Annotated in this window: 26 protein-coding genes and 1 pseudogene; 12 read left to right on the plus strand and 15 right to left on the minus strand. The window is 57.1% G+C overall.

Translation table 11 applies throughout. The annotated features are described in order from the left end of the window. Nucleotides 1-589: 589 nt before the first annotated feature. The 6 genes from cyoA (at nt 590) to queC (ending at nt 6,226) form a co-directional block, all read left to right on the plus strand. Nucleotides 590-1,531: a ubiquinol oxidase subunit II gene (gene cyoA, locus FRT59_RS22070; protein WP_034115929.1), complete on the plus strand. Its 942-nt coding sequence runs from the start codon at nt 590-592 to the stop codon at nt 1,529-1,531. 3 nt (nt 1,532-1,534) lie between these two features. After that, nucleotides 1,535-3,553, plus strand: coding sequence for a cytochrome o ubiquinol oxidase subunit I (cyoB, locus tag FRT59_RS22075; RefSeq protein WP_034115928.1), 2,019 nt, complete (start codon nt 1,535-1,537; stop codon nt 3,551-3,553). A 3-nt stretch (nt 3,554-3,556) separates the two neighbouring features. Continuing rightward, nucleotides 3,557-4,183 carry a cytochrome o ubiquinol oxidase subunit III gene (locus FRT59_RS22080; protein WP_034115927.1) on the plus strand — a complete coding sequence of 209 codons (627 nt, stop codon included), beginning with the start codon at nt 3,557-3,559 and terminating at the stop codon, nt 4,181-4,183. Next, the gene (gene cyoD / locus FRT59_RS22085) at nt 4,183-4,524 is read left to right on the plus strand and encodes a cytochrome o ubiquinol oxidase subunit IV (RefSeq protein WP_034115926.1); all 342 of its coding nucleotides are present in this window, start codon (nt 4,183-4,185) and stop codon (nt 4,522-4,524) included. The genes FRT59_RS22080 and cyoD overlap by 1 nt, the downstream gene beginning before the upstream one ends. A gap of 11 nt (nt 4,525-4,535) precedes the next feature. Beyond that, nucleotides 4,536-5,423 (plus strand): heme o synthase, encoded by an 888-nt coding sequence (cyoE, locus tag FRT59_RS22090; RefSeq protein ID WP_003176002.1) that lies wholly within the window; start codon nt 4,536-4,538, stop codon nt 5,421-5,423. A gap of 104 nt (nt 5,424-5,527) precedes the next feature. Beyond that, nucleotides 5,528-6,226: a 7-cyano-7-deazaguanine synthase QueC gene (gene queC, locus FRT59_RS22095; RefSeq protein WP_153872407.1), complete on the plus strand. Its 699-nt coding sequence runs from the start codon at nt 5,528-5,530 to the stop codon at nt 6,224-6,226. Nucleotides 6,227-6,341: 115 nt separating this feature from the next. Here the strand turns inward: queC and FRT59_RS22100 are convergent, their stop codons facing one another. Both FRT59_RS22100 and FRT59_RS22105 read right to left on the minus strand, forming a co-directional pair. Then, nucleotides 6,342-7,211 (minus strand): queuosine precursor transporter, encoded by an 870-nt coding sequence (locus FRT59_RS22100; RefSeq protein WP_153872408.1) that lies wholly within the window; start codon nt 7,209-7,211, stop codon nt 6,342-6,344. Beyond that, nucleotides 7,198-7,803: a helix-turn-helix transcriptional regulator gene (locus FRT59_RS22105; RefSeq protein ID WP_080752845.1), complete on the minus strand. Its 606-nt coding sequence runs from the start codon at nt 7,801-7,803 to the stop codon at nt 7,198-7,200. The genes FRT59_RS22100 and FRT59_RS22105 overlap by 14 nt, the downstream gene beginning before the upstream one ends. Nucleotides 7,804-8,016: 213 nt before the next feature. Between FRT59_RS22105 and ptaA the strand changes: the two genes are divergently transcribed. From ptaA to FRT59_RS22120, 3 genes are all read left to right on the plus strand, one after another. Further along, the gene (gene ptaA / locus FRT59_RS22110; RefSeq protein ID WP_153872409.1) at nt 8,017-9,108 is read left to right on the plus strand and encodes a pyoverdine biosynthesis transaminase PtaA; all 1,092 of its coding nucleotides are present in this window, start codon (nt 8,017-8,019) and stop codon (nt 9,106-9,108) included. A gap of 85 nt (nt 9,109-9,193) precedes the next feature. Further along, nucleotides 9,194-9,901, plus strand: coding sequence for a helix-turn-helix transcriptional regulator (locus FRT59_RS22115; RefSeq protein ID WP_325167997.1), 708 nt, complete (start codon nt 9,194-9,196; stop codon nt 9,899-9,901). A 175-nt stretch (nt 9,902-10,076) separates the two neighbouring features. After that, nucleotides 10,077-11,276 carry an MFS transporter gene (locus tag FRT59_RS22120; protein ID WP_198809861.1) on the plus strand — a complete coding sequence of 400 codons (1,200 nt, stop codon included), beginning with the start codon at nt 10,077-10,079 and terminating at the stop codon, nt 11,274-11,276. Between the two features lie 46 nt (nt 11,277-11,322). Here the strand turns inward: FRT59_RS22120 and FRT59_RS22125 are convergent, their stop codons facing one another. Further along, complete coding sequence (locus tag FRT59_RS22125; RefSeq protein WP_153872411.1) at nt 11,323-12,039, minus strand: hypothetical protein; 717 nt, start codon at nt 12,037-12,039, stop codon at nt 11,323-11,325. Nucleotides 12,040-12,289: 250 nt separating this feature from the next. Here FRT59_RS22125 and FRT59_RS22130 point away from each other — a divergent pair, with 250 nt between their 5' ends. Then, nucleotides 12,290-14,305: a c-type cytochrome gene (locus tag FRT59_RS22130; RefSeq protein WP_153872412.1), complete on the plus strand. Its 2,016-nt coding sequence runs from the start codon at nt 12,290-12,292 to the stop codon at nt 14,303-14,305. On the opposite strand, the gene FRT59_RS27400 is transcribed toward FRT59_RS22130, so the two are convergent. The 7 genes from FRT59_RS27400 to FRT59_RS22160 all read right to left on the minus strand — a co-directional run bounded on the left by FRT59_RS27400 (nt 14,302) and on the right by FRT59_RS22160 (nt 21,592). Next, on the minus strand, nt 14,302-14,427 hold the full coding sequence (locus FRT59_RS27400) for a hypothetical protein (RefSeq protein ID WP_267911023.1): 126 nt from the start codon (nt 14,425-14,427) through the stop codon (nt 14,302-14,304). The two genes, FRT59_RS22130 and FRT59_RS27400, sit on opposite strands and share 4 nt — an antisense overlap. Before the next feature lie 33 nt (nt 14,428-14,460). Beyond that, nucleotides 14,461-15,474 carry a diguanylate cyclase domain-containing protein gene (locus FRT59_RS22135; protein ID WP_153839154.1) on the minus strand — a complete coding sequence of 338 codons (1,014 nt, stop codon included), beginning with the start codon at nt 15,472-15,474 and terminating at the stop codon, nt 14,461-14,463. Between the two features lie 137 nt (nt 15,475-15,611). Further along, nucleotides 15,612-17,510 (minus strand): alkaline phosphatase D family protein, encoded by a 1,899-nt coding sequence (locus FRT59_RS22140; protein ID WP_153872413.1) that lies wholly within the window; start codon nt 17,508-17,510, stop codon nt 15,612-15,614. Between the two features lie 164 nt (nt 17,511-17,674). Beyond that, nucleotides 17,675-17,884: a hypothetical protein gene (locus tag FRT59_RS22145; RefSeq protein WP_034115915.1), complete on the minus strand. Its 210-nt coding sequence runs from the start codon at nt 17,882-17,884 to the stop codon at nt 17,675-17,677. Between the two features lie 277 nt (nt 17,885-18,161). After that, nucleotides 18,162-20,405 carry an ATP-binding protein gene (locus tag FRT59_RS22150; protein ID WP_198809860.1) on the minus strand — a complete coding sequence of 748 codons (2,244 nt, stop codon included), beginning with the start codon at nt 20,403-20,405 and terminating at the stop codon, nt 18,162-18,164. After that, on the minus strand, nt 20,402-21,016 hold the full coding sequence (locus FRT59_RS22155) for a biliverdin-producing heme oxygenase (RefSeq protein ID WP_153872415.1): 615 nt from the start codon (nt 21,014-21,016) through the stop codon (nt 20,402-20,404). Before FRT59_RS22155 ends, FRT59_RS22150 begins: the two co-directional genes overlap by 4 nt. Nucleotides 21,017-21,211: 195 nt before the next feature. Further along, nucleotides 21,212-21,592, minus strand: coding sequence for a response regulator (locus tag FRT59_RS22160; protein WP_153872416.1), 381 nt, complete (start codon nt 21,590-21,592; stop codon nt 21,212-21,214). A 193-nt stretch (nt 21,593-21,785) separates the two neighbouring features. Between FRT59_RS22160 and FRT59_RS22165 the strand changes: the two genes are divergently transcribed. After that, nucleotides 21,786-22,160 (plus strand): c-type cytochrome, encoded by a 375-nt coding sequence (locus FRT59_RS22165; RefSeq protein ID WP_153872417.1) that lies wholly within the window; start codon nt 21,786-21,788, stop codon nt 22,158-22,160. 88 nt (nt 22,161-22,248) lie between these two features. Here the strand turns inward: FRT59_RS22165 and FRT59_RS22170 are convergent, their stop codons facing one another. The 4 genes and pseudogenes from FRT59_RS22170 to FRT59_RS22185 all read right to left on the minus strand — a co-directional run bounded on the left by FRT59_RS22170 (nt 22,249) and on the right by FRT59_RS22185 (nt 24,496). After that, complete coding sequence (locus tag FRT59_RS22170) at nt 22,249-22,533, minus strand: barstar family protein (protein ID WP_153872418.1); 285 nt, start codon at nt 22,531-22,533, stop codon at nt 22,249-22,251. Between the two features lie 30 nt (nt 22,534-22,563). Continuing rightward, complete coding sequence (locus tag FRT59_RS22175; protein ID WP_153872419.1) at nt 22,564-23,025, minus strand: hypothetical protein; 462 nt, start codon at nt 23,023-23,025, stop codon at nt 22,564-22,566. A gap of 4 nt (nt 23,026-23,029) precedes the next feature. Further along, on the minus strand, nt 23,030-23,317 hold the full coding sequence (locus FRT59_RS22180; protein WP_034115909.1) for a colicin E3-like toxin immunity protein: 288 nt from the start codon (nt 23,315-23,317) through the stop codon (nt 23,030-23,032). Between the two features lie 15 nt (nt 23,318-23,332). Then, nucleotides 23,333-24,496 (minus strand): annotated as a pseudogene (locus FRT59_RS22185) (S-type pyocin domain-containing protein). Nucleotides 24,497-24,738: 242 nt separating this feature from the next. On the opposite strand from FRT59_RS22185, the gene FRT59_RS22190 reads away from it, so the two are divergent. Further along, entirely contained in the window at nt 24,739-25,251 is a 513-nt protein-coding gene (locus FRT59_RS22190; RefSeq protein ID WP_153872420.1) for a type VI secretion system amidase effector protein Tae4, read from the plus strand. Nucleotides 25,252-25,606: 355 nt separating this feature from the next. Here the strand turns inward: FRT59_RS22190 and FRT59_RS22195 are convergent, their stop codons facing one another. Continuing rightward, nucleotides 25,607-25,978 (minus strand): PH domain-containing protein, encoded by a 372-nt coding sequence (locus FRT59_RS22195; RefSeq protein ID WP_153872421.1) that lies wholly within the window; start codon nt 25,976-25,978, stop codon nt 25,607-25,609. Nucleotides 25,979-26,053 lie beyond the last annotated feature (75 nt).

Consider the following 26,053-nt stretch of genomic DNA (forward strand, 5'->3'; position numbering starts at 1 on the left):
AGTTCGTGGTGCGGGTGGCGCCGCGCAGCGTGTAAGGCCTGAGCGCCCGTGGGATCTGTGAATGCCTTGTTTTATGGGGACTTGGATAGCTTTACCAAGCCCTTACAAGCTGTAAGGGAAGTGGCAATCTGCCCAATAACACGGCAATTTTTGTGGTTTTTGTTGAGAATTGAACGCGATAAGATCGCGAATCTTTGCAAGTTTGGTGAAGGATTGTTGCTGGAATCGATAAAAATTATTTCTTTATAAGACATGGTTTATACATCGCTAGCTAACTACAATCGCCCGCACTGAATGTCCGGTGCTGTTCAATCTTTGAGCATTGGAGCGGTCGAGGAGCAGATGGAAGGCTCTGTGCGACCCCAGGTTCCGGCAGCCTTTCAACTATCCGCACCAAATGGAATTGGTCTGTAACAAGGCCTTTAGCCACGAAATCGAATAAGAACTCACTGCAGGTCCGTGAAACGTACCGTTATGACGTGTCGGGCAGGCTCTTATTCAATCGAAGAGAAATGCCAACCCTTGGCAGGGTGAAGTGTTGGCGATCAAAACCCAACTGCATTGCGCAAGCTGCTTTAGAGGTCGTGAGATGAGTAAAAACAGGTACCCCCGATTACTAGGCTTTTTGCCGCTGCTTGGCATGATGTTAATGCTGGGAGGCTGCAAGTGGACCTTGATGGACCCAAAAGGACAGATCGGTCTGGATCAACGAAACCTGATCATCACTGCCACCCTGCTGATGCTGTTGGTCGTGGTGCCTGTGATCATCATGACGTTCGCCTTCGCCTGGAAATACCGCGCGTCGAACACCAAGGCGACCTACGCGCCCAAGTGGTCGCACTCCACCAAGATTGAAATTGCGGTGTGGCTGGTGCCGATCCTCATCATCATCGCCCTGGGTTACATCACCTATAAGTCGACCCACGAGCTGGACCCTTACCGTCCGCTGGAGTCCGACGTCAAGCCGATCAATATTGAAGTGGTCGCGCTGGACTGGAAGTGGCTGTTCATCTACCCGGACCTGGGTATCGCCACGGTCAACGAGATCCAGTTCCCGGAAAACACCCCGCTTAACTTCCGGATCACCTCCGACGCCGTGATGAACTCGTTCTTCATCCCAGCCCTGGGCGGTCAGATCTATGCGATGGCAGGCATGCAGACCCGACTGCACCTGATCGCCAACGAAAAAGCTGTAATGGAAGGCATCTCCGCGAACTACAGCGGCGCTGGCTTCACCGGCATGAAATTCAAAGCGATCTCGACGAGCCAGGAAGATTTCAACGCCTGGGTAGCCGAAGTCAAGGCCGCACCTAAACAGCTTGATCAAGCTGAATACGACGCCCTGACCAAACCAAGCCAAAACAACCCAGTCGCCCTGTACTCCACGTATGAGCCGAACCTGTTTCAGAAAATCGTCGACAAGTACGAAGGTATGAAGCCAGGCAAGCCGGTCAAGCACGAGAAGAAAGAAGTGGCCGTGGTTGAAGGTTCTGACACGGGCTCGCATTCAACTGCTGGGGCAGAGGAGTAAACGATGTTTGGTAAATTAAGTTGGGATGCGGTCCCGTTCCACGAGCCGATTGTGATGATTACCATCGCCATGATCGCGCTGGGTGGTCTGGCACTGTTTGCAGCAATCACTTATTTCAAGAAGTGGACCTACCTGTGGACCGAGTGGCTGACGTCGGTCGACCACAAGAAAATCGGCGTCATGTACGTCATCGTTGCCATGGTCATGCTGCTGCGTGGTTTTGCCGACGCCATCATGATGCGTACCCAGTTGGCCATGGCCACCGAGGGTTCGCCTGGCTACCTGCCTCCTGAACACTATGACCAGATCTTCACCGCCCACGGTGTGATCATGATCATCTTCATGGCGATGCCATTCTTCACCGGCTTGATGAACCTGGCCTTGCCGCTGCAGATCGGTGCGCGTGACGTTGCCTACCCGTTCCTGAACTCCCTGAGCTTCTGGCTGCTGGTTTCCGGCGTGGTGCTGATCAACGTGTCCCTGGGCGTCGGCGAATTCGCCAAGACCGGTTGGGTTGCGTATCCGCCATTGTCGGGCTTGCAGTACAGTCCGGGCGTGGGTGTGGACTACTACATTTGGGCGCTACAGTTATCAGGACTCGGGACGACATTGACGGGGGTCAACTTCCTGGCCACCGTCCTGAAAATGCGCGCCCCTGGCATGAAACTGATGGACATGCCGATCTTCACCTGGACCTGCACCTGGGCAAACGTGCTGATCGTGGCTTCGTTCCCGATCCTGGCCGCTACCATGGCGCTGCTGTCGCTTGACCGTTACCTGGATTTCCACATTTTCACCAATGAACTTGGTGGCAATCCAATGATGTACGTGAACCTGTTCTGGGCATGGGGTCACCCTGAGGTGTACATCCTGATCCTGCCAGCGTTCGGTATCTTCTCCGAAGTGATCTCGACCTTTACCGGCAAGCGCCTGTTCGGTCACCACTCGATGGTCTACGCATCGGGCGCAATCTCCGTACTGGGCTTCATGGTTTGGCTGCACCACTTCTTCACCATGGGTTCGGGGGCCAGCGTCAACGCCTTCTTCGGCCTGGCGACGATGCTGATTTCGATCCCGACGGGGGTGAAGCTATTCAACTGGCTGTTCACCATCTACCACGGTCGTCTGCGCATGACCAGCCAGGTCCTGTGGACCCTTGGCTTCATGGTGACCTTCGCCATCGGCGGCATGACCGGCGTACTGCTGGCCATTCCAGGTGCTGACTTCGTACTGCACAACAGCCTGTTCGTGATCGCGCACTTCCACAACGTGATCATCGGTGGTGCTGTATTCGGTTACATCGCTGGTTTCGCCTTCTACTTCCCGAAAGCGTTCGGCTTCAAGCTGCACGAAGGCTGGGGCAAGGCTGCATTCTGGTTCTGGATCTCCGGCTTCTTCGTCGCATTCATGCCGCTCTATGCACTGGGCTTCATGGGCATGACCCGTCGTCTGAACGCCACCACCAACCCTGAGTGGGTACCGTACCTGTACGTTGCCATGTTCGGTGCGGTGATGATCGCTGTGGGTATCGCCTGCCAGTTGATCCAGCTGTACGTGAGCATCCGTGACCGTAAGCAGAACGCTTGCGAATCCGGCGACCCATGGAATGGCCACACCCTGGAATGGTCGACCTCGTCGCCACCACCGTTCTACAACTTCGCCGTGATCCCTACTGCGAACACCATCGATGCGTTCACCGAAGCCAAGGAAGACGGTACTGCGTACCAGCGTCCTAAGCACTACGAACCGATCCACATGCCAAACAACACCGCCACTGGCGTGGTGATGGGCGCACTGTTGACCGTGTTCGGTTTCGCGATGATCTGGCACATCTGGTGGCTTGCAATCGCGAGCCTGGTGGGCACCATCGGTTACTTCATCATTCACGCTGCCCGTGATGATCAAGGCTACATGGTGCCGGTCGAAACGATCGAACGCATCGAAGCCGAGCAGCACGCTCGCCTGGTAGCCGAGAAGAAGATTCCGGCCAACCGTGTAGAAACCTCGTTGGAACAGGCTTAAACCATGTCGAACTTAGTGACCAATGCTGGACACGCCCATGTCGATGACCATGGGCACGATGACCATCACCACGACTCGGGGCCAATAACCGTCTTCGGTTTCTGGCTCTACCTGATGACCGACTGCATCTTGTTTGCGTCGATCTTTGCGGTGTACGCGGTACTGGTAAACAACGTAGCGGGTGGCCCGTCGGGCCACGACATCTTCGAACTGCCTTACGTGCTCGGCGAAACCGCCTTGCTGTTGTTCAGTTCGATCACCTACGGCTTCGCCATGTTGGCCTTCTACAAGGGCAACAAAAAAGGCGTGCTGACCTGGCTGGGCCTGACCTTCCTGCTCGGCCTGGGCTTCATCGGCATGGAGGTCAACGAGTTCCACCTGCTGATCTCCGAAGGCTACGGCCCGCACCGTTCCGGTTTCCTGTCGGCGTTTTTCACGCTGGTCGGCACCCACGGTCTGCACGTAACTGCCGGCCTGCTGTGGATGGCGGTGATGATGTATCAGGTCAATAAGCACGGCCTGACCAACACCAACAAGACTCGCCTGACTTGCCTGAGCCTGTTCTGGCACTTCCTGGACGTGGTCTGGATCTGCGTCTTCACCGTTGTTTACCTGATGGGGACTCTGTAATGGCTAATGCACACTCCCATGACCATGACAGCCATGATGCGAGCCACGGCAGCGTTAAGTCTTACGCTATCGGCTTCATCCTGTCGGTAATCCTGACGCTCATCCCGTTCGGTCTGGTGATGTACCCGACCCTGCCGAAGTCGATCACCTTGATGATTGTCCTGGCGTTCGCGGTGATTCAGGTGCTGGTTCACCTGGTGTACTTCCTGCACCTGGATCGTTCCAAAGAGCAGCGCGAAAACGTGATTGCGTTCGTGTTCGCAGGCTTAGTAATCCTGCTGCTGGTTGGCCTGTCGATATGGATCATGTTCAGCATCCATACGTTCATGATGGCGAAGTGAGGTAAGACCCGATGTCGCTTAAGCACTTTATCCAAATCACCAAACCGGGGATCATTTTCGGTAACGTGCTTTCTGTGGCGGGCGGTTTCTTCCTGGCCTCCAAGGGACATGTCGATCTGGCCATCTTCCTGGCTGCAATGATCGGTACGTCCCTGGTGGTTGCTTCCGGTTGCGTGTTCAACAACTGCATCGACCGTGACATCGATATCAAGATGGAACGCACCAAGAATCGTGTGCTGGTCCAGGGGCTTATCTCCCTGAAACTGGCACTGATCTTTGCGACCGTCCTGGGTGTTGCCGGTGTGGTGCTGTTGTACAAGGTGGCCAACCCGTTGGCGGCGTTGTTTGCCGTGATCGGTTTTGTCATCTACGTCGGCCTCTACAGCCTATACCTCAAGCGCAAGTCGGTGCACGGCACGCTGGTGGGCAGTCTGTCGGGGGCGATGCCGCCGGTGATTGGTTATGTGGCTGTAACCAATAGCTTCGACATGGCCGCGCTGGTGCTGCTGGTGATGTTCAGCCTGTGGCAGATGCCGCATTCCTACGCCATCGCGATTTTCCGCTTCAATGACTACCTGGCTGCGTCGATTCCGGTATTGCCGGTCAAGCGTGGCATCCAGGTGGCCAAGAAACACATCCTGCTCTACATCCTGGCCTTCCTCGTGGCGACCTTGATGTTGACCTTCAGTGGCTACGCCGGCATGAGCTACCTCGCCGTGGCCGCCGCCATGGGCATGTACTGGTTGTACATGGCCTGGACCGGCTACAAGGCGGTGGATGACACCGTATGGGCGCGCAAGCTGTTCGTGTTCTCGATCTTCACCATCACCGCGCTCAGCGTGATGATGTCCCTGGATTTCCAAGTGCCGAAAGAGCTGTTGCTGACCTACGCCCACTGAGTCGTATGAGCAGTAAAAAACCCCGCCTTCGCAAGAAGCGCGGGGTTTTTTATGGCATGCCCTTTAAACTATTCCCCAATTCTATGAATGCAGGAAGCAAAGCAATGAGTAAAAAAGCCGTTATGGTGTTCAGTGGCGGGCAGGATTCGACGACCTGCCTGATCCAGGCACTGCCGCTGTATGACGAAGTGCACTGCATCACGTTTGATTATGGCCAGCGCCATGTGGCAGAAATCGAAGTGGCCCAGAAGCTCGCCAAGCAACTGGGGGCCACGGTGCACAAAGTGATGGATGTGTCCCTGCTCAATGAGCTGGCCATCAGCAGCCTCACCCGTGACAACATTCCCGTGCCGACCGTAAGCAGCTCAGGCGAAAGCCTGCCGAGTACCTTTGTGCCGGGGCGCAATATCCTGTTCCTGACCCTGGCGTCGATCTACGCCTATCAGGTGAAAGCCGAGACCGTCATTACCGGCGTGTGCGAAACCGACTTCTCGGGCTACCCCGATTGCCGGGACGAGTTTGTCAAAGCGCTGAACAAGGCCCTTGAACTGGGCATGGAATACAAGCTGCGCCTGTACACTCCGTTGATGTGGCTGAACAAAGCCGAAACCTGGGCACTGGCGGATTACCACAACCAACTGGAGCTGGTGCGCGAGCAGACGCTGACCTGCTACAACGGCATCATCGGCACAGGTTGCGGCAATTGCGACGCGTGCAACCTGCGTGCGCGGGGCTTGAATGAATACCTGCAGAACAAGGCGGATGTCATGCACAGCCTGAAGCACAAGTTGCAGTTGAAATAACTCTTGTAGCAGCGAGCTTGCTCGCGAAAATCCCGAGAGCGCCGCGTTCAACCAGGAGCGCTGCGTTATCGTTGACGTTTTTCGCGAGCAAGCTCGCTCCTACACGGCAATGGGTTCAAGTCGCCAGGTAACGCTTGAACAACGAGCGTGCCCCGTAGGCAGGCAGGATATTGAAGAACGCAAAGCCGACTTTGATCGCGATCTGCACATAGATCATGCTCAGGATGTCGCTGGTCTGCATGGCGCCGTAGAAGGCAATAAAGCAAAACAGGAAGCTGTCGATAATGACCGCAAAGAATGTACTGAGGAAAATCCGCAGGTACAGGTATTTGGAGTTGGTCAGTTCCTTGATCTTGCACAGCAGGTAGGAGTTCATATTCTCCGAAACCAGGAACGACACCGAAGAGGCCACCAGCACCGACGACACTTGCAGGATCACGTCGGTATACGGCCCGTCGAGTTTCCAGCCCGGTAGCCCCGGCAGGAAGGTCGAGCCATACAGCAGGACGATGATCATCGCGTTACTGGCAAACGCAAACAGAATGGCCCGCCGCGCCAGGCGCAAACCGAAGTTTTCGTTCAACAAGTCCACGATCAGAAAGGTCAGCGGGTACAGGAACGTGCCCGGCGTCACGATGATGCCCATGGACTCCAGGTAAATCGGCTTGGTCGCAGCAATGCTGGTGAAGATATAGAACGTGAACAACAGCAAGTTCAGGATGATGTAGATCATCCAGGAGTTTTCATTGCGGTCGTTTATGTCATAGGCGGTGAGCGTGCCACCCTGCGAATAAAACTTCTTGTAGACGTTCTTGACTTCCATTTTATTGAAATTGTCCATTATTTCGCTGTTGAGCACTTCACTCAGTTTGATCTTGATGACCTTGCCCGTGGCGATCACCATGATCACCGCCAGGCGCTTGTCATTTTCAAAGCCCAGCAACTTGTATTTACTGTTTTCAACGGGCCCTTCAGACGTGGTCATTGAAGCGCTCCTCAAGAATGTCGCCGATGACACACAAGCGGTCTGAGTTCGCACAGGGCTCAAGGGTGATGAACAGTTTTTTGGTGGCGCGGTCGTACACCAGCTTTTCTTTATCGTCGCTCGAAGAGCCTTTTTGCACGATCAGCAAGTCCCCCGGCTCATTCAGGCCGGGAATCGCGTGCTCCAGGCGCACGCCAATCAAGTTGCAGGAATTGCCGAAGTAAAACGTCAGTGGATAGAGCGTGGCCAGTTCGCCGATGCGCTTGCCCAGGTTCTGCATGAGCAGGCTTTCCTTGAGCACCGGAACCGCTGCGGGGTTCTTGTTGCCCAGCGGGGAAACATTGTTCTCGATGACTTCCCTGGCCTCAAAGTTGATGGTCTCGATTTCTTCGTAGGAGACGCCGAAGAAGTCCGAGATCTTGCGAATGGTCGACTGTTGTACGTTGGCGACCTTGCCTCCCAGGATGTTGTAGATGGTCGTCCTGGTCAGGCCGGCGGCACTGCTCAACGAAAGCTGGGTTTCGCCACGGCTCTTGATCAAGTACTTGATGTTGCTCTTCAAGTGCTCGGTTTTTTCACGTCTGTGTATCAAGTGCTCACCACTTCCATTTAGCCATTAGTCCATTTTCGGCGGAACCAAGACTTTCCAGGTTCACACATTGGAAGTGTTGCATGTGCCCGTCATAACAATAAAGCGCTGAGTGCAGGGAGACGACCAGTTGGTTAAATCAGGCAAGCGCTGTCTCGTCATACTCTTGTGTACGACCCGTGCAAATGCCTCGCGCCTCTACAAGGAGTAGTCACCATGGTCAGTGTCAGCCGTCGATCCCTTCTCGCCCTGGGGGCGGCCTTGCCCGTATTGGGGCAGGTGAATTGGGCGCTCGCCAGCCCGCCGCCGACCCAATCTGACAAGGTGCTGCTCAATTACAACGAAAGCCCCTACGGCCCTTCAGCCGCGGCCCGCGAGGCGATGCAGCGCGCGATTGCAGCGTCAGGGCGTTATCCCTACCCGGATATGTACGCACTGGCGGCGCTGTTCGCCCAGCAACAGGGGATTGCCGAAGAAAACGTAGGAGTGTTTGCTGGCTCGATGGCTGCCCTGCGTTATGCGGTACTGGCGTTCACCAGCCAAACACGCGGCTTGGTGATGGCGACCCCGTCCTACGAAGTCCCGCGTCAGGCCGCCGAGTCGAACAAGGTGGCGGTGCGTGAAGTGGACCTCGACATGCGCCATGCCCATGATGTGCCGGCCATGCTCGCGGCAGATCCACAGGCCGGCATGCTGTACCTGTGCAACCCCAACAACCCGACCGGCACCCTGACCCCGACCGAGGCTATTCGCCAGGCCCTGGCGAACAAGCCCAAGGGCAGCGTGCTGGTAGTGGACGAGGCTTATATCGACTTCTGTGATGCCCCTAGTTGCGTGAGTTGGATCAAGGATCACGACGACCTGCTGGTGCTACGTACCTTCTCGAAAATCTACGGCATGGCGGGCGCGCGACTGGGGCTGGCAATCGGCCATCCTGCGCTGCTGGAGCGGCTGGCCGTATTTGGCGGCGACAATGTACCGGCTGGCCCAAGCTTGCTGGGCGCCCGTGTCAGCTTGCAGGACGCGCTGTTACTGGCACAGCGCAAGGCGCTCAATGCCAGGTTGCGGGACGAAACGATCACTTGGCTGCGCGAGCAAGGCTTTACCTGCACGGCGTCTCAGAGCAACTGCTTCATGATCGACGTGAAGCAACCGGCAAAGCAGGTGGTTGAGCGGCTGGCTGCACAGAATGTGCTGGTTGGGCGGGTGTGGCAGAACTGGCCGCAATGGGTGCGGGTGACAGTGGGCAACCAGCAGGAAATGGAGCGCTTTTGTCAGGTCTTCGCAGCGCAGGTAACGCACGCCTGAGTACCGGGTCTTTCACTCGCCGTCTGGACAGGCCTGCCGGGCATGCTTCATTCTCGTGCAGGTTGAACGATCAAGGACGATAGCCGTGCGACGTAATGACCATTGCGATAAAACCGCGCCCATGCTGCCCGACGACATGCGGCGCTTGCTCGATGCCGAGCTGAGCCGCCGTGGCCTGGGGCACTTCGAGGTCTACCAGTGCGGCCCGACGCTGGACCAGGCGCAGATTGTTTCCAATTACCCCGAGGCCATGGAACCCTCCGACACGGCCGACGATTTCTACCGGCGTGGCGAGCTGGTTTCACTGACGCGCAAACGGATCAAACCGTTTTTCTGGAGCGATGAGCAATTGCTGGCCGTGGACGCTGAGAGCGTGCCGGTGCCGGGCCCCTATAAGCCGGTTGGCGAAGGCGCCAGTTTTATCGTGCATGGCAACCACGGGTTCTACTCGGTTCTCAACCTGTGCAGCTTCGGTGAGGAGGCGCAGTTTCGCGAGACGGTGCTGGCCCATCAAAGCGAACTGCAGATGTTGCTGGTCTCGCTATACGACGAGTCCCTGGAAAATCACGCGGTGCCCATCCACCCGAACACGGTGCTGACGCCGCGGGAGACCGAAGTCCTGTCCTGGGTCAGCGTGGGCAAGACCTATAAAGAAGTGGCGCTCCTGACCGCAATGACCTCCCACACGGTCAAGTTTCATATGAAGAATGTCTTCGGCAAATTGCAGGTCACCAACGGCAAGTCGGCGATCCGCAAGGCCCTGCAACTGGGCTATATCCGGCTCCCGGCATAACGTCGCAGTCACTGCCTACCTGTCCAAATGGGTAGCTTGTTCGCCGCCGGGTCCTGCATTACGTTCCCCAGCTATTGAGTTCGACGTCGGATACACCGGCGTCGCCATTGCGAAGGGATAGCCTGATGAATCGCTCTGTAGCCTTGCTCCCAACCTGTACCCGCGTGTCGCACTGATGGGCACTCTTCATGCCTTGCGCGGCCTCAACGCTCGGTTGCAAGCCTTGTTCATGATCACCCTGGTGTTCCGCACGGGCACCCTGGCGTTTCCTTTTTACGCGGCCTACCTGATTCATCAACATGCCATAGCGCCAGGTACTGCCGGCCTGTTGGTCGGGGTGTATGGCGCGGGCGCCCTGTGCACCGACCTGATCATCGGGGGCGTGATCAAGCGCTTTTCGGCTAACCGGGTCATTCTCGGTTCATTGCTGCTCAATGCTGCGTTGCTGCTGGTCATCCCCTCGGTCGACAACACGCTAGCACTCTTGCTGTTGTCGTTTCTCTGGGGCGCCTGTTACGAAGCCTTCACACCTGCGACGTTTTCTGAGACGGTTGCCCACAGCAGCCTTGAAACGCGCAAAGTGGCATTTTCCTGCAACCGCCTGGCGATCAATATCGGCATGGCCATCGGGCCGTTGCTGGGCAGCTTGATATTCCTGCGCAATGCCGACGCGGTGTTCTATATCAACGCGCTGTTGTCCCTGCTGGCCTTCGCCACTTGCCTGCGGTTCGCACGTTCGCTACCGGTAACCCCTGGCGCGGCTGTCGCCGGTAAAGACGAGGGCTTGCCCGAGCAGGCTCCCCATGAGCGTTCGCGACTGCTGGTAATCCTGCTGGCGGCGCTGCCGGTGCATGTGGCCTATGCATTGCCGCCGACCTTTCTGTCGGCGTACATCATCAACTACACCGAGCTACCGGCCTATTACGTCGGCATCATCTTCTTCATCAATGCCCTGCTGGTGATTGTGTTTGAGGTGCCGATCAACCTGCGCATGGCGCACCTGTCGAGCAGTCGCTCGCTGATCGTCGGCTTCTTGCTGGCAGGCAGCGGTTTCTTCCTGATGGGCTTTGGCCAGGTCGGCGCATTGTTGCTGTTGGCTACCGTGCTGTGGAGCCTGGGCGAGATGATCGTGTTCCCCGGTATCACCCACTACGTCAGCAGCATTTCCAGCCGTGATAGCGTGGCCCGAAACCTTGGCTATTACTCGGCGGGCGTCAACATCGGTGTGATGGTCGCGCCCTCGTTGGCGTTCATGTTGGTGTCGCGGCCAGCCCTGCCATCGCCCTGGTTGCTGGCAGGGTGTGTGTTGTTGCTGTTCGCGATCGCCGTGGGCGTGATGAAACGCTCGGCGCTGTTGTGGAACGAGCAGGCGTAGCGGGCAACAGGCGCACGCATTGCGCGCACGCCATATTGCTTGCGATTTACTGGGCGGCGATGGCGTAACCGTCGAAGGCGCTTTGCTGTTGCAGTGCGGTCACGATGCTCTTGCGCGTGACCGGCTGTTCCACGCCGCTGTTGTCGACGAAGGTTTCACTCTCCAACTCCGCCTCGCTGCCTTCACCCACAAAGGTAAAGCCCAGGAACTCCAGCGCTTCGCGGTCCACATTGAGTTTGGAGCGCGGCGTGCGCAGCGGCAGGGTGACGCTGATGCCACCCTTGCTGATCACAAACACTTCGGCTTCTTTCTTGGCGCGCGCAGCCTTGCCCTTGCCGGCGCTTGGGTTGCTGATGGCCTGGTGCGACTGGTTCAACACCTTGAGGGCCAGGCCGTACACCAGTTCCTGGAACTCGGGGTCGTCCTTGAAGCTGGACAGGATGCGGCTGATCGAGAACTGGCTGCTCAGGTTTTCCAGGGCGGCATTATCGGCGGCTTCGGCGTCCTTCAATTGCTTGAGCTGGCCCATCAGGTCATAGGCTTTGTCATCGTCGAACGCGTCGTGGGCCTGGCGGATGGCAATGCGCAACTCGCGGATCTGGTCGCTTTCCTTAGACGTGTGAAACGCATCCAGCACCATCTCGCTGATGATCTTGGCCGCTGGCACATGCTGTGAAAGATTGATGGCGTTTTCGTATTCGGCTTTGGATTGCAAGGCGACTACGGATTCTTCGGCGGATTCTGCGGTGTAGGAATCAGGCATTAAATTTCACTGCGTAGTAAACGGAGGAGACAAAAAACGTCGGGCATTTTCAGCGGGCAGGTGGATCAGGTCAAGGCGGCACTCTGCCCACGGGCTGTGCTGATCCATATCAACGAGAGCCCCCGCCAATTCGGCTACAACAAAGCTGGGGACGACCGTGCCCTCGTTATCTGCCTGATGACGCATAAAAACAATTGCAGACCTGCGCCGAGGAGACCGCTCCAGGCCAGGTTATTAAAGGAATGCTGCGATGATTCTTCGCTTGTCCCGCCTGGCCTCGCTGGGGGCGACGCTTTGTCTGGCGCTACCCCTGCACGCCACTCCAACTGATATCGAACATGGCAAATACGTCGCCCAACTCGGCGACTGCATTGCCTGCCACACTGCCAAGCAAGGCAAAGTCATGGCCGGTGGCCTGGAACTGAGCACGCCAATGGGCACGATCTATTCGAGCAATATCACGCCCGACCGGGGCACCGGCATCGGCGCCTACACCTTCGAACAGTTCGACCGGGTGATGCGTGAAGGCGTGACGCCTGCGGGAATGAACCTGTACCCGGCGATGCCGTATCCGTCCTACGCCAAGATGAGCGCGGAGGACATGCGTGCCTTGTACGCCTACCTGATGCAAGGTGTGGAGCCCGTGCAGCAAGCCAACCTGGACGCGGACATGGGCTTTCCGTTCAATCAACGCTGGGGCCTGGCGCTGTGGAATTTTGCCTTTCTCGACAAACGTCCGTTCCAGGCGGACCCGGAGCGTAACGAGATACTTAACCGTGGTGCGTACCTGGTCCAGGGCCTGGGCCACTGCGGCTCTTGCCATACCCCGCGGGGTATCGCCTTTCAGGAAAAAGCCATGAGCGATGAGGGCCACAGCGGTCAGCATTACCTGGCCGGAGAAACCGTCGAGCACTGGCGCGCCTTGAGCCTGCGCAACTTATGGACGGTTGAGGATACTGTGCAATTGCTCAAGACCGGGCAGAACCGCTTCGCCATGGTGGCCGGCAATATGGCCGATGTGATTCACCACAGCACCCAGCATTTCAGTGACGACGACCTGACGGCCATCGCCAGCTACCTGAAAGCCCTGCCACCCGGTAAAGACGATCTGCCGATGCCGTCTGCGGCCCTTGCACCCGCCGCGCCACCTGCCGACCTGTTCACCAGTCGTGGCGGCCTGGGCTATATGCAGTTTTGCAGCGACTGCCACCGCAGCGATGGCGGCGGGGTCAAAGGCCTGTTCCCGCCCCTGGCGGGTAACCCGAGCATTGCCTCCAGCAACCCGACGTCGTTGCTGCACATCACACTCACCGGCTGGGAGACTGCACAAACCGCAACCCACCCACGGGTCTACACCATGCCCGGCTTCGCCCGCCTGGCGGATCAGGAAATCGCCGAGATCCTTAGCTTCGTACGCACCCGCTGGGGCAATGAGGGCACGCCGATCAGCGCCGCCCAAGTGAAGAAACTGCGTGACCAACTCAACCCGGTCACCACGGATTCGTCAGCCTTTGAAACCCCGCGCCTGGCCGACCTGCTCGCCGCGCCCAACGCCGACCAAGTGGTACGCGGGATGCGCCTGCACCTGCAAACCAAGGCGCTATTGCCTGACAATGTCGGTAACGCGCTGAACTGCACCAGTTGTCATCTCAACGCCGGTACCGTGGCAGACGGTTCGCCGTTTGTGGGCGTATCGGCATTCTTCCCCAGTTACGCGCCACGTGCCGGCAAGGTGGTGACCCTGGAAGAACGCATCAACGGCTGTTTCCGTCGCTCGATGAACGGCACGCCATTGCCGCCGCAATCCGCCGACATGCAGGCGATGGTGGCCTACTTTGACTGGATGAAAAACAACACGCGTCCAGAAGACAAAGTCGCCGGGCGCGGCGTGGGTAAGGTCGATCCTGCGATCAAGCCGGACCTGGACAACGGCAAGCAGGTGTATGCCAAGCAATGCGCGGTGTGCCATGGCGACAATGGCCAGGGCCTGGCAGGAGCCAGCGGCGAGCTGGTTTACCCGCCATTGTGGGGCGAACAATCGTTCAACGTCGGCGCGGGCATGGCCCGTACGTACACGGCGGCGGCGTTCGTCAAACGCAATATGCCAATTGGCTTCCACGAGCAATTCCCGCTGGGGCAGGGCGGGCTTTCGGACCAGGAAGCGGTGGACGTGGCAGCGTATTTTTCCCAGCAACCTCGCCCGGATTTCCCGGACAAGATCAAAGACTGGCCCAACGGTGGCAAACCGGCGGATGCGCGCTACTAGTCCAGCTGTGTGAGGCAGGCCTGGAGAATATCCAGGCCTTGCTCCCACACCGCAGGTTCAATGGTCAGTTGTTTGGCGGCAGGCGTGCCATCGGCATGGGCCAATTCAATTTCAAATCGCAAGGAGCTCTGCCCTTGTTACTTGTAGAGCCCTACCTATTCCGACACAAAATCCTTTCCCGCCGCCTTGGACCGATACAACGCTTCATCGGCCCGCGCCATCAGGGCAGCGGGGGACTCACCCATGCGCCGCTCCACCACACCCAGGCTCAGGGTAATGGTGAAGTCGCCTGGCGCGGGCGCTTCCTTGATTTTTTGGCGAATCCGTTCGGCCAGTTCTTTCGCCGTCCCCAAGGTGCTTTTGGGTAGCACCACCATGAACTCATCACCACCCCAGCGCGCAAGCAGGTCACTGGTGCGCACGCAGGCTTCCAGGCTTTCCACCACGCGTATTAGCGTCTGGTCGCCGATGCCGTGGCCGTGTCGGTCATTAATCGGTTTGAAATCATCGATATCCATAGCCACCAGGGCCAGGGGCAGGCGGAAGCGTTCGGCGCGGTCGCACTCCTCCAGCAACACCTTCTCCAGTCGATAACGATTGGCGACGCGCGTCAGGGCGTCCCTCTCGGCCAGGGAGCGGTTTTCGTCCAGCTGCAATTGCAACTGTTGATTGACCCGCGACAACTCCAGGGTCCGTTCCGCGACCAGGGCCTCAAGGGACTGGTTACGCCGTTGTAACTGTTCGAAGGAGCATTTGCGCGTATGAATATTGCGGTGTGCGCCCACCATGCGCGCCACGGAATTATCAGGGTTACGGGCAATGACGTAACCGCGGTCTTCGATCCAGAGGTAGGTGCCGTCTTCTTTTCGGCAGCGGTACTCGGCCCGATAATAGGGCGAGCGCTGGCAGATGTAGTCATCAAACAGCGCCATCACGTGTTGATAGTCCTCGGGGTGGATCACGTTCTCCCAGGTGAACACGCTGTTTTCCAGGGAGTGGCGGGTGTAACCGAGCATCTCGTACCAGCCGGGATTACGGTAGACGTAACCGGTATTGGCGTTCCAGTCCCAGATCCCGTCACTGACCAGTTCCATGATGGCGTGCAACAGGTCGGCGTTGAGGTCGGAAAAGTCATTGCGGAGTGGTTCGTTGCCCGATGTATCGTCCATCAGCGCGCTTCCTGCGAGTGCTGGCTTCTATGGCCAGTCATTGTTGACGCCGATACTCCGTGGCTGGCGCTACTGTACAACGCGGCTCGCGTGCTTTGAATAGGGCAGGTGTGCTGCTTTAGGATAGTGGCAATAGGCTATTTATCGGGCGCCAGCATCTTTGTCCGCGGCTTGCCATCTGCGTTGTGCTGGTAAATCGCCTCCGGTTGGCCCTGCTCATTGAAAAACACCTGGCCGATCCCCGCCGAATTCCACAGCCGTTCACCCGCCTCGGCATGTTCTGGAATATAGGGCACTACTTGCATGGGGCGACGACGGGTAAACCAGTTGAGCGGCGAGCGCGGGGAATAGAGCCAGCGGTTGAGGCGATCGAACCACTCCAGCAGGCGCGGCGGGAACTCGTTCTTGATGCCGCTGCTGGTGATTTGCCAGATCCTGGGGCCGCCGTTGCGATGGCGGATCAGTACCTGGTAGACGAACGAGTAATGCACGTCGCCGGAGAGGATCACGTAGTTACCCGGCGTGCGCGAGTGGCGGAAGATATTCAGGATCACTTGGGCGCTGCCGCGATGAGCCATCCAGTTTTCGGCGTCGACCAGTAGGGGGAAGCCGCACCAGCTGAAGACTTTTTGCACTGTCTCGATCAATTTCACGCCAAAAATCGGTGCGGGCGAGACGATGATGGCCGACGGGTGGTCGAGCAGCTCGTGTTGCAGTTCGCTCAAGGCTTCCCAGTCCAGCAGGCCGGAGGGTTGTTTGAGGGTGAACTCGCTGCGCCAGCGCCGGGTACGGGTGTCGAGAACCACCAGGGCGGGGGTGGTAGGCAATACATAATGCCAGTGCTGGAATTTCAGCAGCGTGGCGAGTAATTCATCTTGCGTTGTCGCCTCCAGATGGTTGTCTTGTACCTGACTGGCAAGTGCTTGGGTCTGGCTCACCAGTTCACCAAACACCTGCGGCTGGTTGCCCCAGCCTTGGCATAGCAGATACGCCAGCAACGCATTGCCGATGATGCGTTTGGAGAAGGGATGGCCGTAGGCGGTTTCTTCCCATTGGGCGCTGAGGTTCCAGTCGTCCGTGATGTCGTGATCGTCGAAGATCATCAGCGTCGACAGGTGGGCGAACACCCGGGCGACTCCAGGCAGCCCGTTGCGAAATTGATCGATCTGCACCTGCTCGCGGGCATAACGTTGCTGTTCCTGCGCGCTCAGTTGCGGTGGTTGTGGAGTGATCAGCGTCCACGGCGTGGGCGACCAGGCCAGCAGATACATCGCGATCACTTCGGCAAAGGTCACCAGGTGATTGTCGGCGGTGCTGCTGGTAAAGATTGGTTTCTTCACGCCGCCGAAAAAGCGTTCGCGCAAGGTCTTGTTACTGTCCAGCGCGGGCAGCAGGTCTGCCCGGTGGTAGTAACTGGCGTGATGGCCGTAGAGGGTGGCGCTGTCATCCACAACGGCACCTTCCAGGTATTCGTCGAACAGGCCCAGGCGCGCGATCAGCCCATGAATCGCGCGCAGCATCGGCCCCGCGACATCGTCCGCGTAGACCTGGTCGCCGCTCATCATCAGCAAGGCAGGGCGTTCTGCCACGGTCGGGGCTTGCGCCAACAGACGATCAATGCACAGCAACCCGTCGTCAGCGCGATGGTGAGGCTTGCGGCAGGAACCGTGGACCAGTTGATGGATGCGTCCATGCACGACGAAATCGGGCAGCGTGGCGCCTGGGTACAGCAGATGGGGTGCCCATTGGGCTATCCCGTCGCCGTCGATAAGCACGTCATAGTGGATGTTTACATCCAGAGGCAGGGCGTCAGTCAGGGGCACATCGATCAAGTGAATAAATGCATGGCGCCCGACGGGGACGATCTGACAATGTGCATCCAGGCGGACATCCAGCGCCTGTGCCTGGGCTGGCTGCAGCCTTATTGTCAGCTTCAGTTCCCGGCTCGCCATCAGCCAGAGCACCAGACGCTTGGGTTCCAGGCGGCGCAGCAAAGGGCCGGCGAGTACGGGGGGAAGTGACTGCAGTTCAGGCATAAAACAGGCGGCTCAAGATAAAGACGAGCGCCTAGGATAACGCAGAGAATGTTGGCGTTTCGTCAACGGAGTTAAGGTGGCAAAAAAATCATGTTGTTAATAAGAAAGAAGCAGCGCACGGAGTGCTGCTTCTTCTTTATTAGTTATGCAAGGGGAGAGGTTATTTAAAGAAGATAGCCGCCGCCGAGACCGTCCACTCCACCGCGATTACGCTTACGATCACTGTCTGCGCCGTGCTCACTATCAATGATCGAATTATCGGGGGCGATGTCATCAAGACTACGTTTCGAGCGGGAGTTGACCTGCTCGCTGGCTTGGCTATCGAGGAGAGGGCTGTAGGTGGGGGCGGGGTTAAAACTGATTGGACTGAACATGGTGATGCCTCACTATTAATAATTGGGTTTTACATGGCATGTTCTTCCCTGTAACAGTGCGAAGTCTAAGTTAGTGAGGTTTAGTATTTTTGGCGAGGCGTTCTATGTTTCTGCTTGTAATGAGTGGAAGGGTTTCTTATTGACTTTTCCAGCTGATTAATAGTTAAGGCTAGGTTAAAGGAATGCAGTAGTGTATTAGTTGATGTTTATTTGGTTGTTGTCTGTTATCGGTTATGAACAAGCAGGGGCCGTATGGATGCCCCTGCCGGCCAATGGATCAGCTGTTCGCCACGACCGTCACCTTCGGTACGGTAAAGCGAAACTCACTGCCCTGACCCAACTGGCTCTGTGCATCGATCCTGCCGCCATGCGCCTTAACGATGCCTTGAGTGATATACAGCCCCAGCCCGCTGCCCGTGGGGTTGTTTTCAGCCTGGGTCCAATAGCGATCAAATACATGGGGCAACTGGTCAGGCGCAATGCCTTCACCGGAATCGCGTACCGAAAACACGATCTCTTCGCCGTTGCTCATGGCGCTGATACCGATGTTCCCCTGGCGCGGGGTGAACTTGATCGCGTTGCCGATCAGGTTCGACAGCACCTGGAACAAACGCTCCGGGTCGGCATTGATCTGCAGGCCAGGCTCGGCATTGAACGACAGGTCGATACCTTTTTCCGTGGCCAGCGGTACCAGCAGTGAATACGCCTCTTCAAATAACTGGCTGACGTCCAGCGCCACCGGCTTGACCACATAGCGCCCGGCCTCGATTTTCGAGGTGTCGAGCAAGTCCTCCAGCAGTACATTCATACGCCCGGCGGCCTGTTGCATGGTGTCGATAGCCGAGGAGATCCGTCGTGAAGTGTGTGGGCCGTCGGAACTGAACGCTTTTTGCATCATGCCGCAGAGCATGGAGATGACGGTCATTGGGTTACGCAGATCGTGGGAAACCACGGCAACCAATTCATCCCGCGCACGCACCGCTTGTCGTTCGCGCAGCACTTGGCGGGACAGGTCGTTCTCCAGCGCCGAGCGGCGCAAGTCGTTAGCGGCAAACAGGTCGCCATGGCTCCACTGGGTGGAAATGCCGGCCATTTCCACTTTCCAGATTTCAAACGACGTACGTGGGCGAAGGCGCAGGCCGGCGTCGGAGGTCTCCAGGTTCAACGGCTTGTTCGGGTCACCGCTCCAGTTGATGTTCTCCTTCACTTCCGGGCGGAACCATAGCACCCCGTTATCCACAGGCTTAGGCAGGCTCATGGCGAGTACACCACTGGCCACGGCTTGATACTCGGCGGCAGGCGGGTAAGCCGAGGCCAGGTTATGGCTGGAAAATACCGGTTGGCCGCTGTCCTGCAGCCACTTGTGCAGCGCGCGGATTTGCGCCGGTTCCGGGCAGTTGCCGTAGCGGTGCATTTGTTTGTCTTCAATGATTGCCACGCCGCCGGACAGGGTCAGGTCCATCAACAGCTGACCTTGCTGGGCCAGGCCGTCGAACACATTGTCCTCAGCGGCTTTCATCGCATGGTCGAGCAGCGCCAGCGCTTCGACTTTTTCTTCGCGTTGACGGCTCAGGTCCAAGGCTTCCATGGCACTGATCTGCAGCGACAGGACCTGGCCGATGGTCTGGCAGGCCATGCGCAAATCGTTAGGCACCAGCAGCGGCTCACGATTGCCGCAACTGATCAGGCCCCAGAGTTTGTCGCCCTTCATCAGCGAAATACTCATCGACGACAACACGCCCATGTTCTGCATGTACTGGCAGTGAATCGGCGACACACTGCGCAGTGTGGCAAAGCTCAAGTCCAGGGGTTGGCCGGTGTCCGGGCGCAATTTAGGCAGCAGCGGCACCGGTTCGTAGGAAGCATTCGGGATGATGCGTAGCCAGTTGGTGCGATACAACTCGCGGGCTTGTTCAGGGATGTCGGACGCCGGGAAGAACAGGCCGTTGAACAGCTCCATGAACGGTGCCGACGCTTCGGCGATCACCTGGCCATGGCCTTCTTCTTCGAAGCGATAGATCAGTACCCGGTCATAACCGGTCATGGCCTGGATTTCATTCACGCTGATGGCGTACAGCGCCTGCAGGGTCTTGGCTGACTGCAAGCGTTGCAGCATCTTGCCCAGGTCACTGGTGCGGCCATTGCGCGCCCTGGGTTTGAAATCCTCTAGCCGTGGCTCGAACTCCAGCACCAACACATCCTGATGGCGATGCAGCAGGCCCTCGAATTGCGCACCTTTGAAGGTGACATGCAGGGATGGCGCGTCGAAAAAGGTATTGTCCTCGGCCATGGCTTGCACAGCCTGGGCATGCTCGGCGCCGACCAGTTTATGCAGCGGCTGATTCAATAAAGCTTCCGGCGCGTGGCCGAACAGTGTGCCGACGTTGGCGCTGACCTGGATGATCTTCAGTTCCGGTTCCGACAGGGTCAGCAGCACACCGTGGGGCTGGATCGCCCCCGGAAAGCGGATGGGCTCATCGGCGCAGTTGGCAAGCAGCTCTTCAAAATCTTCGGGTTTCACAGCAGTACCTCCTGGCTGTCGAGCCATTGCTCAAAGCCGCTGAATGTCGAGCGGGCAGCCATCACCGCGCGCTGTTTGGCGGGCATGTCCAGCGATAGGCTGCCCAGGTAATCGAGAAATTCTTTCCAGCGCCGACCGGTCTCGGCACCGTATACATTGAGAAAGGAAGCGCCGTTGTCGCTATCTAGCGCCAGGCGTGTAGCCATTTCCCTGCGCAACACCTGGCCCCCGAGGGTGGCGCCTTCCAGTACATACAGGGCTCCCAGGCAGGCAGCGGGGCTATCAAAGGTTGGGAGTCGGGTGCAACGCGGTAGGGCGTTTATAGCGTGATCATCCAGGCCGAAGGCGTTGAGGTCTCTGATCAATGTCGGGGTTTTCGCACGCAATAGGCAGTCGAAGCCATTGGGGATCAAGCCATTGCCGTAAAGCGCCGCTTCTATCGGCGCGTAAAACCCGTAATACGCTTCAAGCAAGCGTCGGTACCAATCCGCATCCAGGCGTACGGAGAAAAACGGCAGGCGCTTTTCCAGTGCTACGTGCAGCGACCCTGTGCCTGTGCGCAAGGCTTCCAGCAATGAGGGCACACCAATGTCATGGGCCTGTGAAAGCATTCAATGAGCTCGAATTGTGGGCTTCTCAGCCATGCATGACGCGAAAAAGTCGGCGACAATTCTACACAACTCATGGCCGTCGGCTGAGCGCTCAAAGCGAAAAGTCTGACCGGTGGATCAGAAATATCGCTGCCTGCCTGGTTAATGACCGCGTCGCCGGAGTTGAAGTTCGGTTTGAATGATGTCGCAGCGCTATCAATGCATCGGCGCGCCTTGGTGTTTCAACGCCGACTGTACGCATTTAAGCAGGCGCTCGGTGCTCCACGGCTTGGGTAGAAACCTAACGTTCCCTCCCAGTTGCGAAGCCAGCGCCGTGTTGCCTGAGGTCAACAACACCGGTATGGACGGCCAACGATGCGCCACCACGCGGCTCAAGTCATAGCCGTTCAATAGGCCGGGCATTTGGATATCGCTGACGATCAGGTCCACCTGCTCATCATCGCGCTCCAGGAAAATCATCCCGGCATCTGCCGACGGAAACGAAGTCACATGCGCCCCGAATTCCTCCAGTACCTCAACCAATAACGAGCGAATGATCTCGTCGTCTTCCAATACCAAAATCGATGGCTGAGCCATGATCCTTACTCCACCATCAGGGTTCAGTAAGGTGGAGTGGGAGGGGCGCGCAGAGGTTCGATTGGATGTTTTTTAGGCGATGGGTGGTCGTGTACTCACAGGTTAGGGGTATCGGATGCGCCTGATTGAACCGCTGGGGGTACGCCGGCTTAAACAGGCATAATTGTCGGTAATAGCCGAAGTGGAGCCCTCGATGAAGTACGCCTTGTTCACCCTCGCCCTGACGCTCACCACCAGTCCGGCCTTCGCCGCCGGTGACGCTGAAGCGGGCGGCAAACTCTTCACCAAGACCTGCGGCGGTTGCCACAGCATCGGCGAGGGCGCTCGCGGTGGTTTCGGCCCGCAGCTTAACGGCATCATCGGCCGACCGGCCGGCACCACCACGGACTATCAGTATTCGGATGCGATGAAGAACTCCGGGGTAGTGTGGACGCGGGACAAGCTTGCCGCTTATATCGAAGCGCCGAAGAAGGTGGTGAGTGGGACGCGGATGATTTTCTGGGGCATCAGTGATCAGGAGAAGATTGAGAATATCCTGGCGTATCTGGAGACCTTTCAAGCCAAGTGAGTTGCCGGATGGGTATTGAGCTGATGCACCGCTCCCACATTTGAGCTGAGTCCGGCATAAGCAATCAGCCGGACAGGCGAGCGGGGCATCAATAGCGAACCTGCGGGGCAAGATCTGGGAATTTGCTTGCAAGCTCCGTCAAGCATTGCTGCAGCATCTTCGCATCGTGGGGCATGCGTGCTGAAAAGACGTCCCAGCCAGAGAACTCAAGCGCTTGGGGCAGTTCTACCAAGGCGGTGATGGCGTCCCAGAAAGCGTCCCAGTTTCGGCCGTACCAATTGGGGAAATTGAGTGAGTTGCATAGCGTGCTGTGGAGTTCTTCGGCGTTGTTGATGCTGCTCAGGTCTATTTTGATGAGGGATGGTCTGGTCATGTATTCACCGTTGATGCAGTTAGGTAAAGCCTACGCAAATACCACACCGTTGAAGGTGTGAGTGCAGCAGTCACAAAAAGGCTTCATTTGCCCAGGCGTTAGCTGTGGATTGACCTTTTTCAGCAGGCCCGCTTCGTCGACGAATAAACCGCTGTAATAAGTCGATTCATCTACTCTCACATACTCATTGATGTCTTTTTCATGTAGCGCAACCATCCACAGTATCGGTTCTGAACGATCCAAGCGTGCGCTGGCTTCGCTGTAAACCTGATCCCATGGCTGGCCAACCTTGGAAAGCAGAAACCGGAAGAGCGGCGTGTAATCAAAACCGTGTCTTTGATGGCTGTGCATTGAGCCTCGGGTTGATAGCGCGCGCTTTTCGTTTTTGCTGTGTCGTTCGTACCTGTAGGCGTTGCCACCCCCGTGGCACACGCCGTGGGTTCGGGTGTTGACTGAGCGATAAAGCAAAGGCTTTTGCAGTACGGGTTTCATTGCATCAAGAGTCCTTCTGGGGCTGCCTTGGAGGTGGGGGCCAGGCGCCTTGGTAGCGGAAGGAAATTTGGTAGTCGAAGTCATTGGGTTTAATCATGTGCTGGAAATATGGCTGAATAATTTTTATCCAGCTAGGGCGCACGTTGAACACGTCGGCATATATCGCAGTCTCCTCGCCTAAACCCAGCGCTTCAAAAACACTGTCTGAATCTTCGATATCCGCTGAATACTCATCCGCCTTCAAGTCATTGCTGTGCTTTTCGTACCATCGCAATCTGACGTTCATCACCATTTTCCGAGTTCCTCTTTATCTATAAATTCGACGTTTTGGGTCCGCCGGTCCTCGACGCTCGGCGGTATAAGGATCAAATGCGCCTAGATGTTCCAAATCGCTGTTTCGATAGACTTCCAGCTCGCCTTTCTTGGAATCCCATTCAAATAGTTTTCTCCTTTTTGCATCTATCCAACGCTCGCGTAAGCCAGCCCCGCCTAGTCTCGGTGTCAACGGCTTTTGGGGGATCAAACCTGGAAAGCCCGTTATCTCCTCGGTCCTGGGTGCCGGGAAGTAATCATGATCCGGGTTTTTCAAGCCCTTGCGTGGCTCATTCACCACCACATACAGCGGCCGAACCCCCGACCCCACCGGAAACACCAGAATTAAATCCCGATACTGCGGCGGATAAATCGGGTTCACCAGAATCTGCGCAGCTTTCTCCGTCGGCGGATAAATCCAGATCACCGGCGCCTGCGGCGCAGCCTCCAATGCCGGTATACCTAAGGTGTCACCTCGATCAACGGCGGGCGTCCAGATCAGCTCCACACCCTCATCCAGATCCGCCACGAACTGATCGCCACGGCGTTGAAACTGCACCACATCAATCATCTGCCACTCGGCATTGTTACCCGTGTAAAACCCATACCCCGTGAGCGTGCCGTCCTCGCGTTGCTCGATATGCAAACGCATCTGCGACCGCGCCCGCTGCATCGAGCGCAACTGCTCCTCGCTATAAAGCGCGCTGTCACCCAGCTCCGAAGGCCAAGCCAACGCCACCAACCCAGTCAACAGGCCACCGGCGACGGACCCGACGGCAGTGGCCGCCTAGTCCAAAACCGCCGAGCGCAACGCCAATTGCCCCAAGCCAGCGGGCAGTGCGCTACCACTGATCTTGCGCAACGCAACCGCGCCTCGACTATCCACCTCGCGCCCGCCCAACAGGCTTAAATGGCCGTACTCTTTGATGAGCTCCAACGGGACATACCCGGCCGGGTTGAAGTAATGGGTGATGCCGTCCGGCAGTTGGCAGGGCTTGATGAAAACGCAGCCGGGAGGTTTGGCTTGCGTAGGAGCTGGAGTAGGGGATGGCTCGAAAAAATCAACAGATGGCGAGTACGGCACGCGTGACGGCTGCGGGATAAGGATGCGCTGTATGAGTAGCTCTGCTTCGGTGGGTGGATAAAAGCGTTCTGACATGAGCAGCTCACTTCCTTGTGCGAGGGAGTGAGGCTACGAGGGGGATTAAGGTACTGATATCGGCTTTGTTCTAGGGCCTGCGTGGGAAAAGTCAGCTTATGGTGGTGACCTCTGGAGTGTGTGTTTTACCCGGCAGTTACAACCTGCATGTAAGTAGGACTGTTCTGATTTCCATCTGACCTCATCTTTATTTGCAAAGCGTTTGCTACGGTCGCGTGAAAAATATGCGACGGAAACGCTAAATGCTGACGTTCAACTTCCTGTGGAAAAACCATCCAGAAATCTTCGGACATGCAGCGCCTTGCAGAACCAACGGCGCCAAGAATTTCAGTGACCAATGCGCTATAAATCTTGGCGTAGCACTGCGCAGATCGGGTGCCGACCTGAGCAGATTGAGAGGTGTGCGCTATTGTTGGCATCATCCCAAAAGTGAAGGCCATGTGTTGGCAGCTGAGGAGATGGCCAAGGCTTTAAGCAACGCGAACATCCCCGGTTTGCAGCGCGTAAAGAAGGTAAAACCTGAAGATTTCGAAGATGTGTTGGCGGGTCAGCAAGGCATTATCTTTTTCAAAGACTTTTGGCGTCGAGGGAACGAGACGTTTGGCAATCGCAGTGGTGACCACATTGACCTTTGGAATGGGCGGCGGTTGACGGATTGGCTGAGCTATCCGCGTATCCAGTTGGGTTTTTCGATTGAGGGGACGTTCTCGGATTACCACGAGTCCAGGGAGGTTTGGTTTTGGAAGGTTATATGAAGGTTTTTAAGGGCGTGGTGTTTGTCGCTTGCGTGGTTGTGGTGGCGGTTGGGGTTTTTAACGGGATAGTGATGGCGGTTTCTGCGTACTTTGGACCGTTTTATGACGGGGACGCGGAGCAAAATCGGAATTTTGGGATTTGGTTGGTGGGGAATGGGGTTGTGATGCTGTTTGCGATGGTGGGGGGAGCGGTTTGGTATCGCAGATATTTACGGAGGGGGCGGGTATGAGTTTTCACAGTTGCGAACCAGTGAAGTAAGTTTTTTCAGCCCCCGCATTTGATGTGGGACATCTGTTGAATTGTGTAAGCAGTAAAAAAGACCTTGGAACGGCAAGGTCTTTTTTTATCCGCCGATCAGCCCAGCAAATGCTTGGAAATCAACCGTGAGATTTCCACAATCGAGGTCTTCCCAGTGAATTCAAACCTCACCTTCCCCAACGACGAAAAGTAAATCTCCAGCTCTGAATCCAAGTCAAACGTGCCGGAAGTTTCCACCGAATACGCGACGATATTTTTATACGGCAGCGAGGTGAAGTCCTTCTTGCTGCCGGTAATGCCCTGCACGTTCACCGCGATGATGCGCTTGGTGGTGAAGACCACGCCGTCGCGCAAGGCCTTGTAAGCGTCGACCACTTCCTCGCCGTCCAGCAATAGGGCCGATACGCGTTCGGCGTATTCGTTGTTTTGTTTGAGCTTGAAGAAGCCTTTGTTGTTGAAGTCGATCATGTGCCTGTCCTGGGTCGGTGGTGTCGCCGGTGTATGACGTTTTGCTCGCGGATCTGTATCTAACGCCCCGGCCCT

The organism is Pseudomonas haemolytica, from assembly GCF_009659625.1.
GTDB classification, from domain to species: Bacteria; Pseudomonadota; Gammaproteobacteria; order Pseudomonadales; family Pseudomonadaceae; genus Aquipseudomonas; species Aquipseudomonas haemolytica.

Coding starts and splice junctions, on each gene's coding strand:
- cyoA (WP_034115929.1), top strand. CDS start 590: ATGAGTAAAAACAGGTACCCCCGATTACTAGGCTTTTTGCCGCTGCTT.
- cyoB (WP_034115928.1), top strand. CDS start 1,535: ATGTTTGGTAAATTAAGTTGGGATGCGGTCCCGTTCCACGAGCCGATT.
- FRT59_RS22080 (WP_034115927.1), top strand. CDS start 3,557: ATGTCGAACTTAGTGACCAATGCTGGACACGCCCATGTCGATGACCAT.
- cyoD (WP_034115926.1), top strand. CDS start 4,183: ATGGCTAATGCACACTCCCATGACCATGACAGCCATGATGCGAGCCAC.
- cyoE (WP_003176002.1), top strand. CDS start 4,536: ATGTCGCTTAAGCACTTTATCCAAATCACCAAACCGGGGATCATTTTC.
- queC (WP_153872407.1), top strand. CDS start 5,528: ATGAGTAAAAAAGCCGTTATGGTGTTCAGTGGCGGGCAGGATTCGACG.
- FRT59_RS22100 (WP_153872408.1), bottom strand. CDS start 7,211: ATGACCACGTCTGAAGGGCCCGTTGAAAACAGTAAATACAAGTTGCTG.
- ptaA (WP_153872409.1), top strand. CDS start 8,017: ATGGTCAGTGTCAGCCGTCGATCCCTTCTCGCCCTGGGGGCGGCCTTG.
- FRT59_RS22120 (WP_198809861.1), top strand. CDS start 10,077: ATGGGCACTCTTCATGCCTTGCGCGGCCTCAACGCTCGGTTGCAAGCC.
- FRT59_RS22125 (WP_153872411.1), bottom strand. CDS start 12,039: ATGCCTGATTCCTACACCGCAGAATCCGCCGAAGAATCCGTAGTCGCC.
- FRT59_RS22130 (WP_153872412.1), top strand. CDS start 12,290: ATGATTCTTCGCTTGTCCCGCCTGGCCTCGCTGGGGGCGACGCTTTGT.
- FRT59_RS22135 (WP_153839154.1), bottom strand. CDS start 15,474: ATGGACGATACATCGGGCAACGAACCACTCCGCAATGACTTTTCCGAC.
- FRT59_RS22140 (WP_153872413.1), bottom strand. CDS start 17,510: ATGCCTGAACTGCAGTCACTTCCCCCCGTACTCGCCGGCCCTTTGCTG.
- FRT59_RS22145 (WP_034115915.1), bottom strand. CDS start 17,884: ATGTTCAGTCCAATCAGTTTTAACCCCGCCCCCACCTACAGCCCTCTC.
- FRT59_RS22155 (WP_153872415.1), bottom strand. CDS start 21,016: ATGCTTTCACAGGCCCATGACATTGGTGTGCCCTCATTGCTGGAAGCC.
- FRT59_RS22160 (WP_153872416.1), bottom strand. CDS start 21,592: ATGGCTCAGCCATCGATTTTGGTATTGGAAGACGACGAGATCATTCGC.
- FRT59_RS22165 (WP_153872417.1), top strand. CDS start 21,786: ATGAAGTACGCCTTGTTCACCCTCGCCCTGACGCTCACCACCAGTCCG.
- FRT59_RS22170 (WP_153872418.1), bottom strand. CDS start 22,533: ATGACCAGACCATCCCTCATCAAAATAGACCTGAGCAGCATCAACAAC.
- FRT59_RS22175 (WP_153872419.1), bottom strand. CDS start 23,025: ATGAAACCCGTACTGCAAAAGCCTTTGCTTTATCGCTCAGTCAACACC.
- FRT59_RS22180 (WP_034115909.1), bottom strand. CDS start 23,317: ATGGTGATGAACGTCAGATTGCGATGGTACGAAAAGCACAGCAATGAC.
- FRT59_RS22190 (WP_153872420.1), top strand. CDS start 24,739: ATGCTGACGTTCAACTTCCTGTGGAAAAACCATCCAGAAATCTTCGGA.
- FRT59_RS22195 (WP_153872421.1), bottom strand. CDS start 25,978: ATGATCGACTTCAACAACAAAGGCTTCTTCAAGCTCAAACAAAACAAC.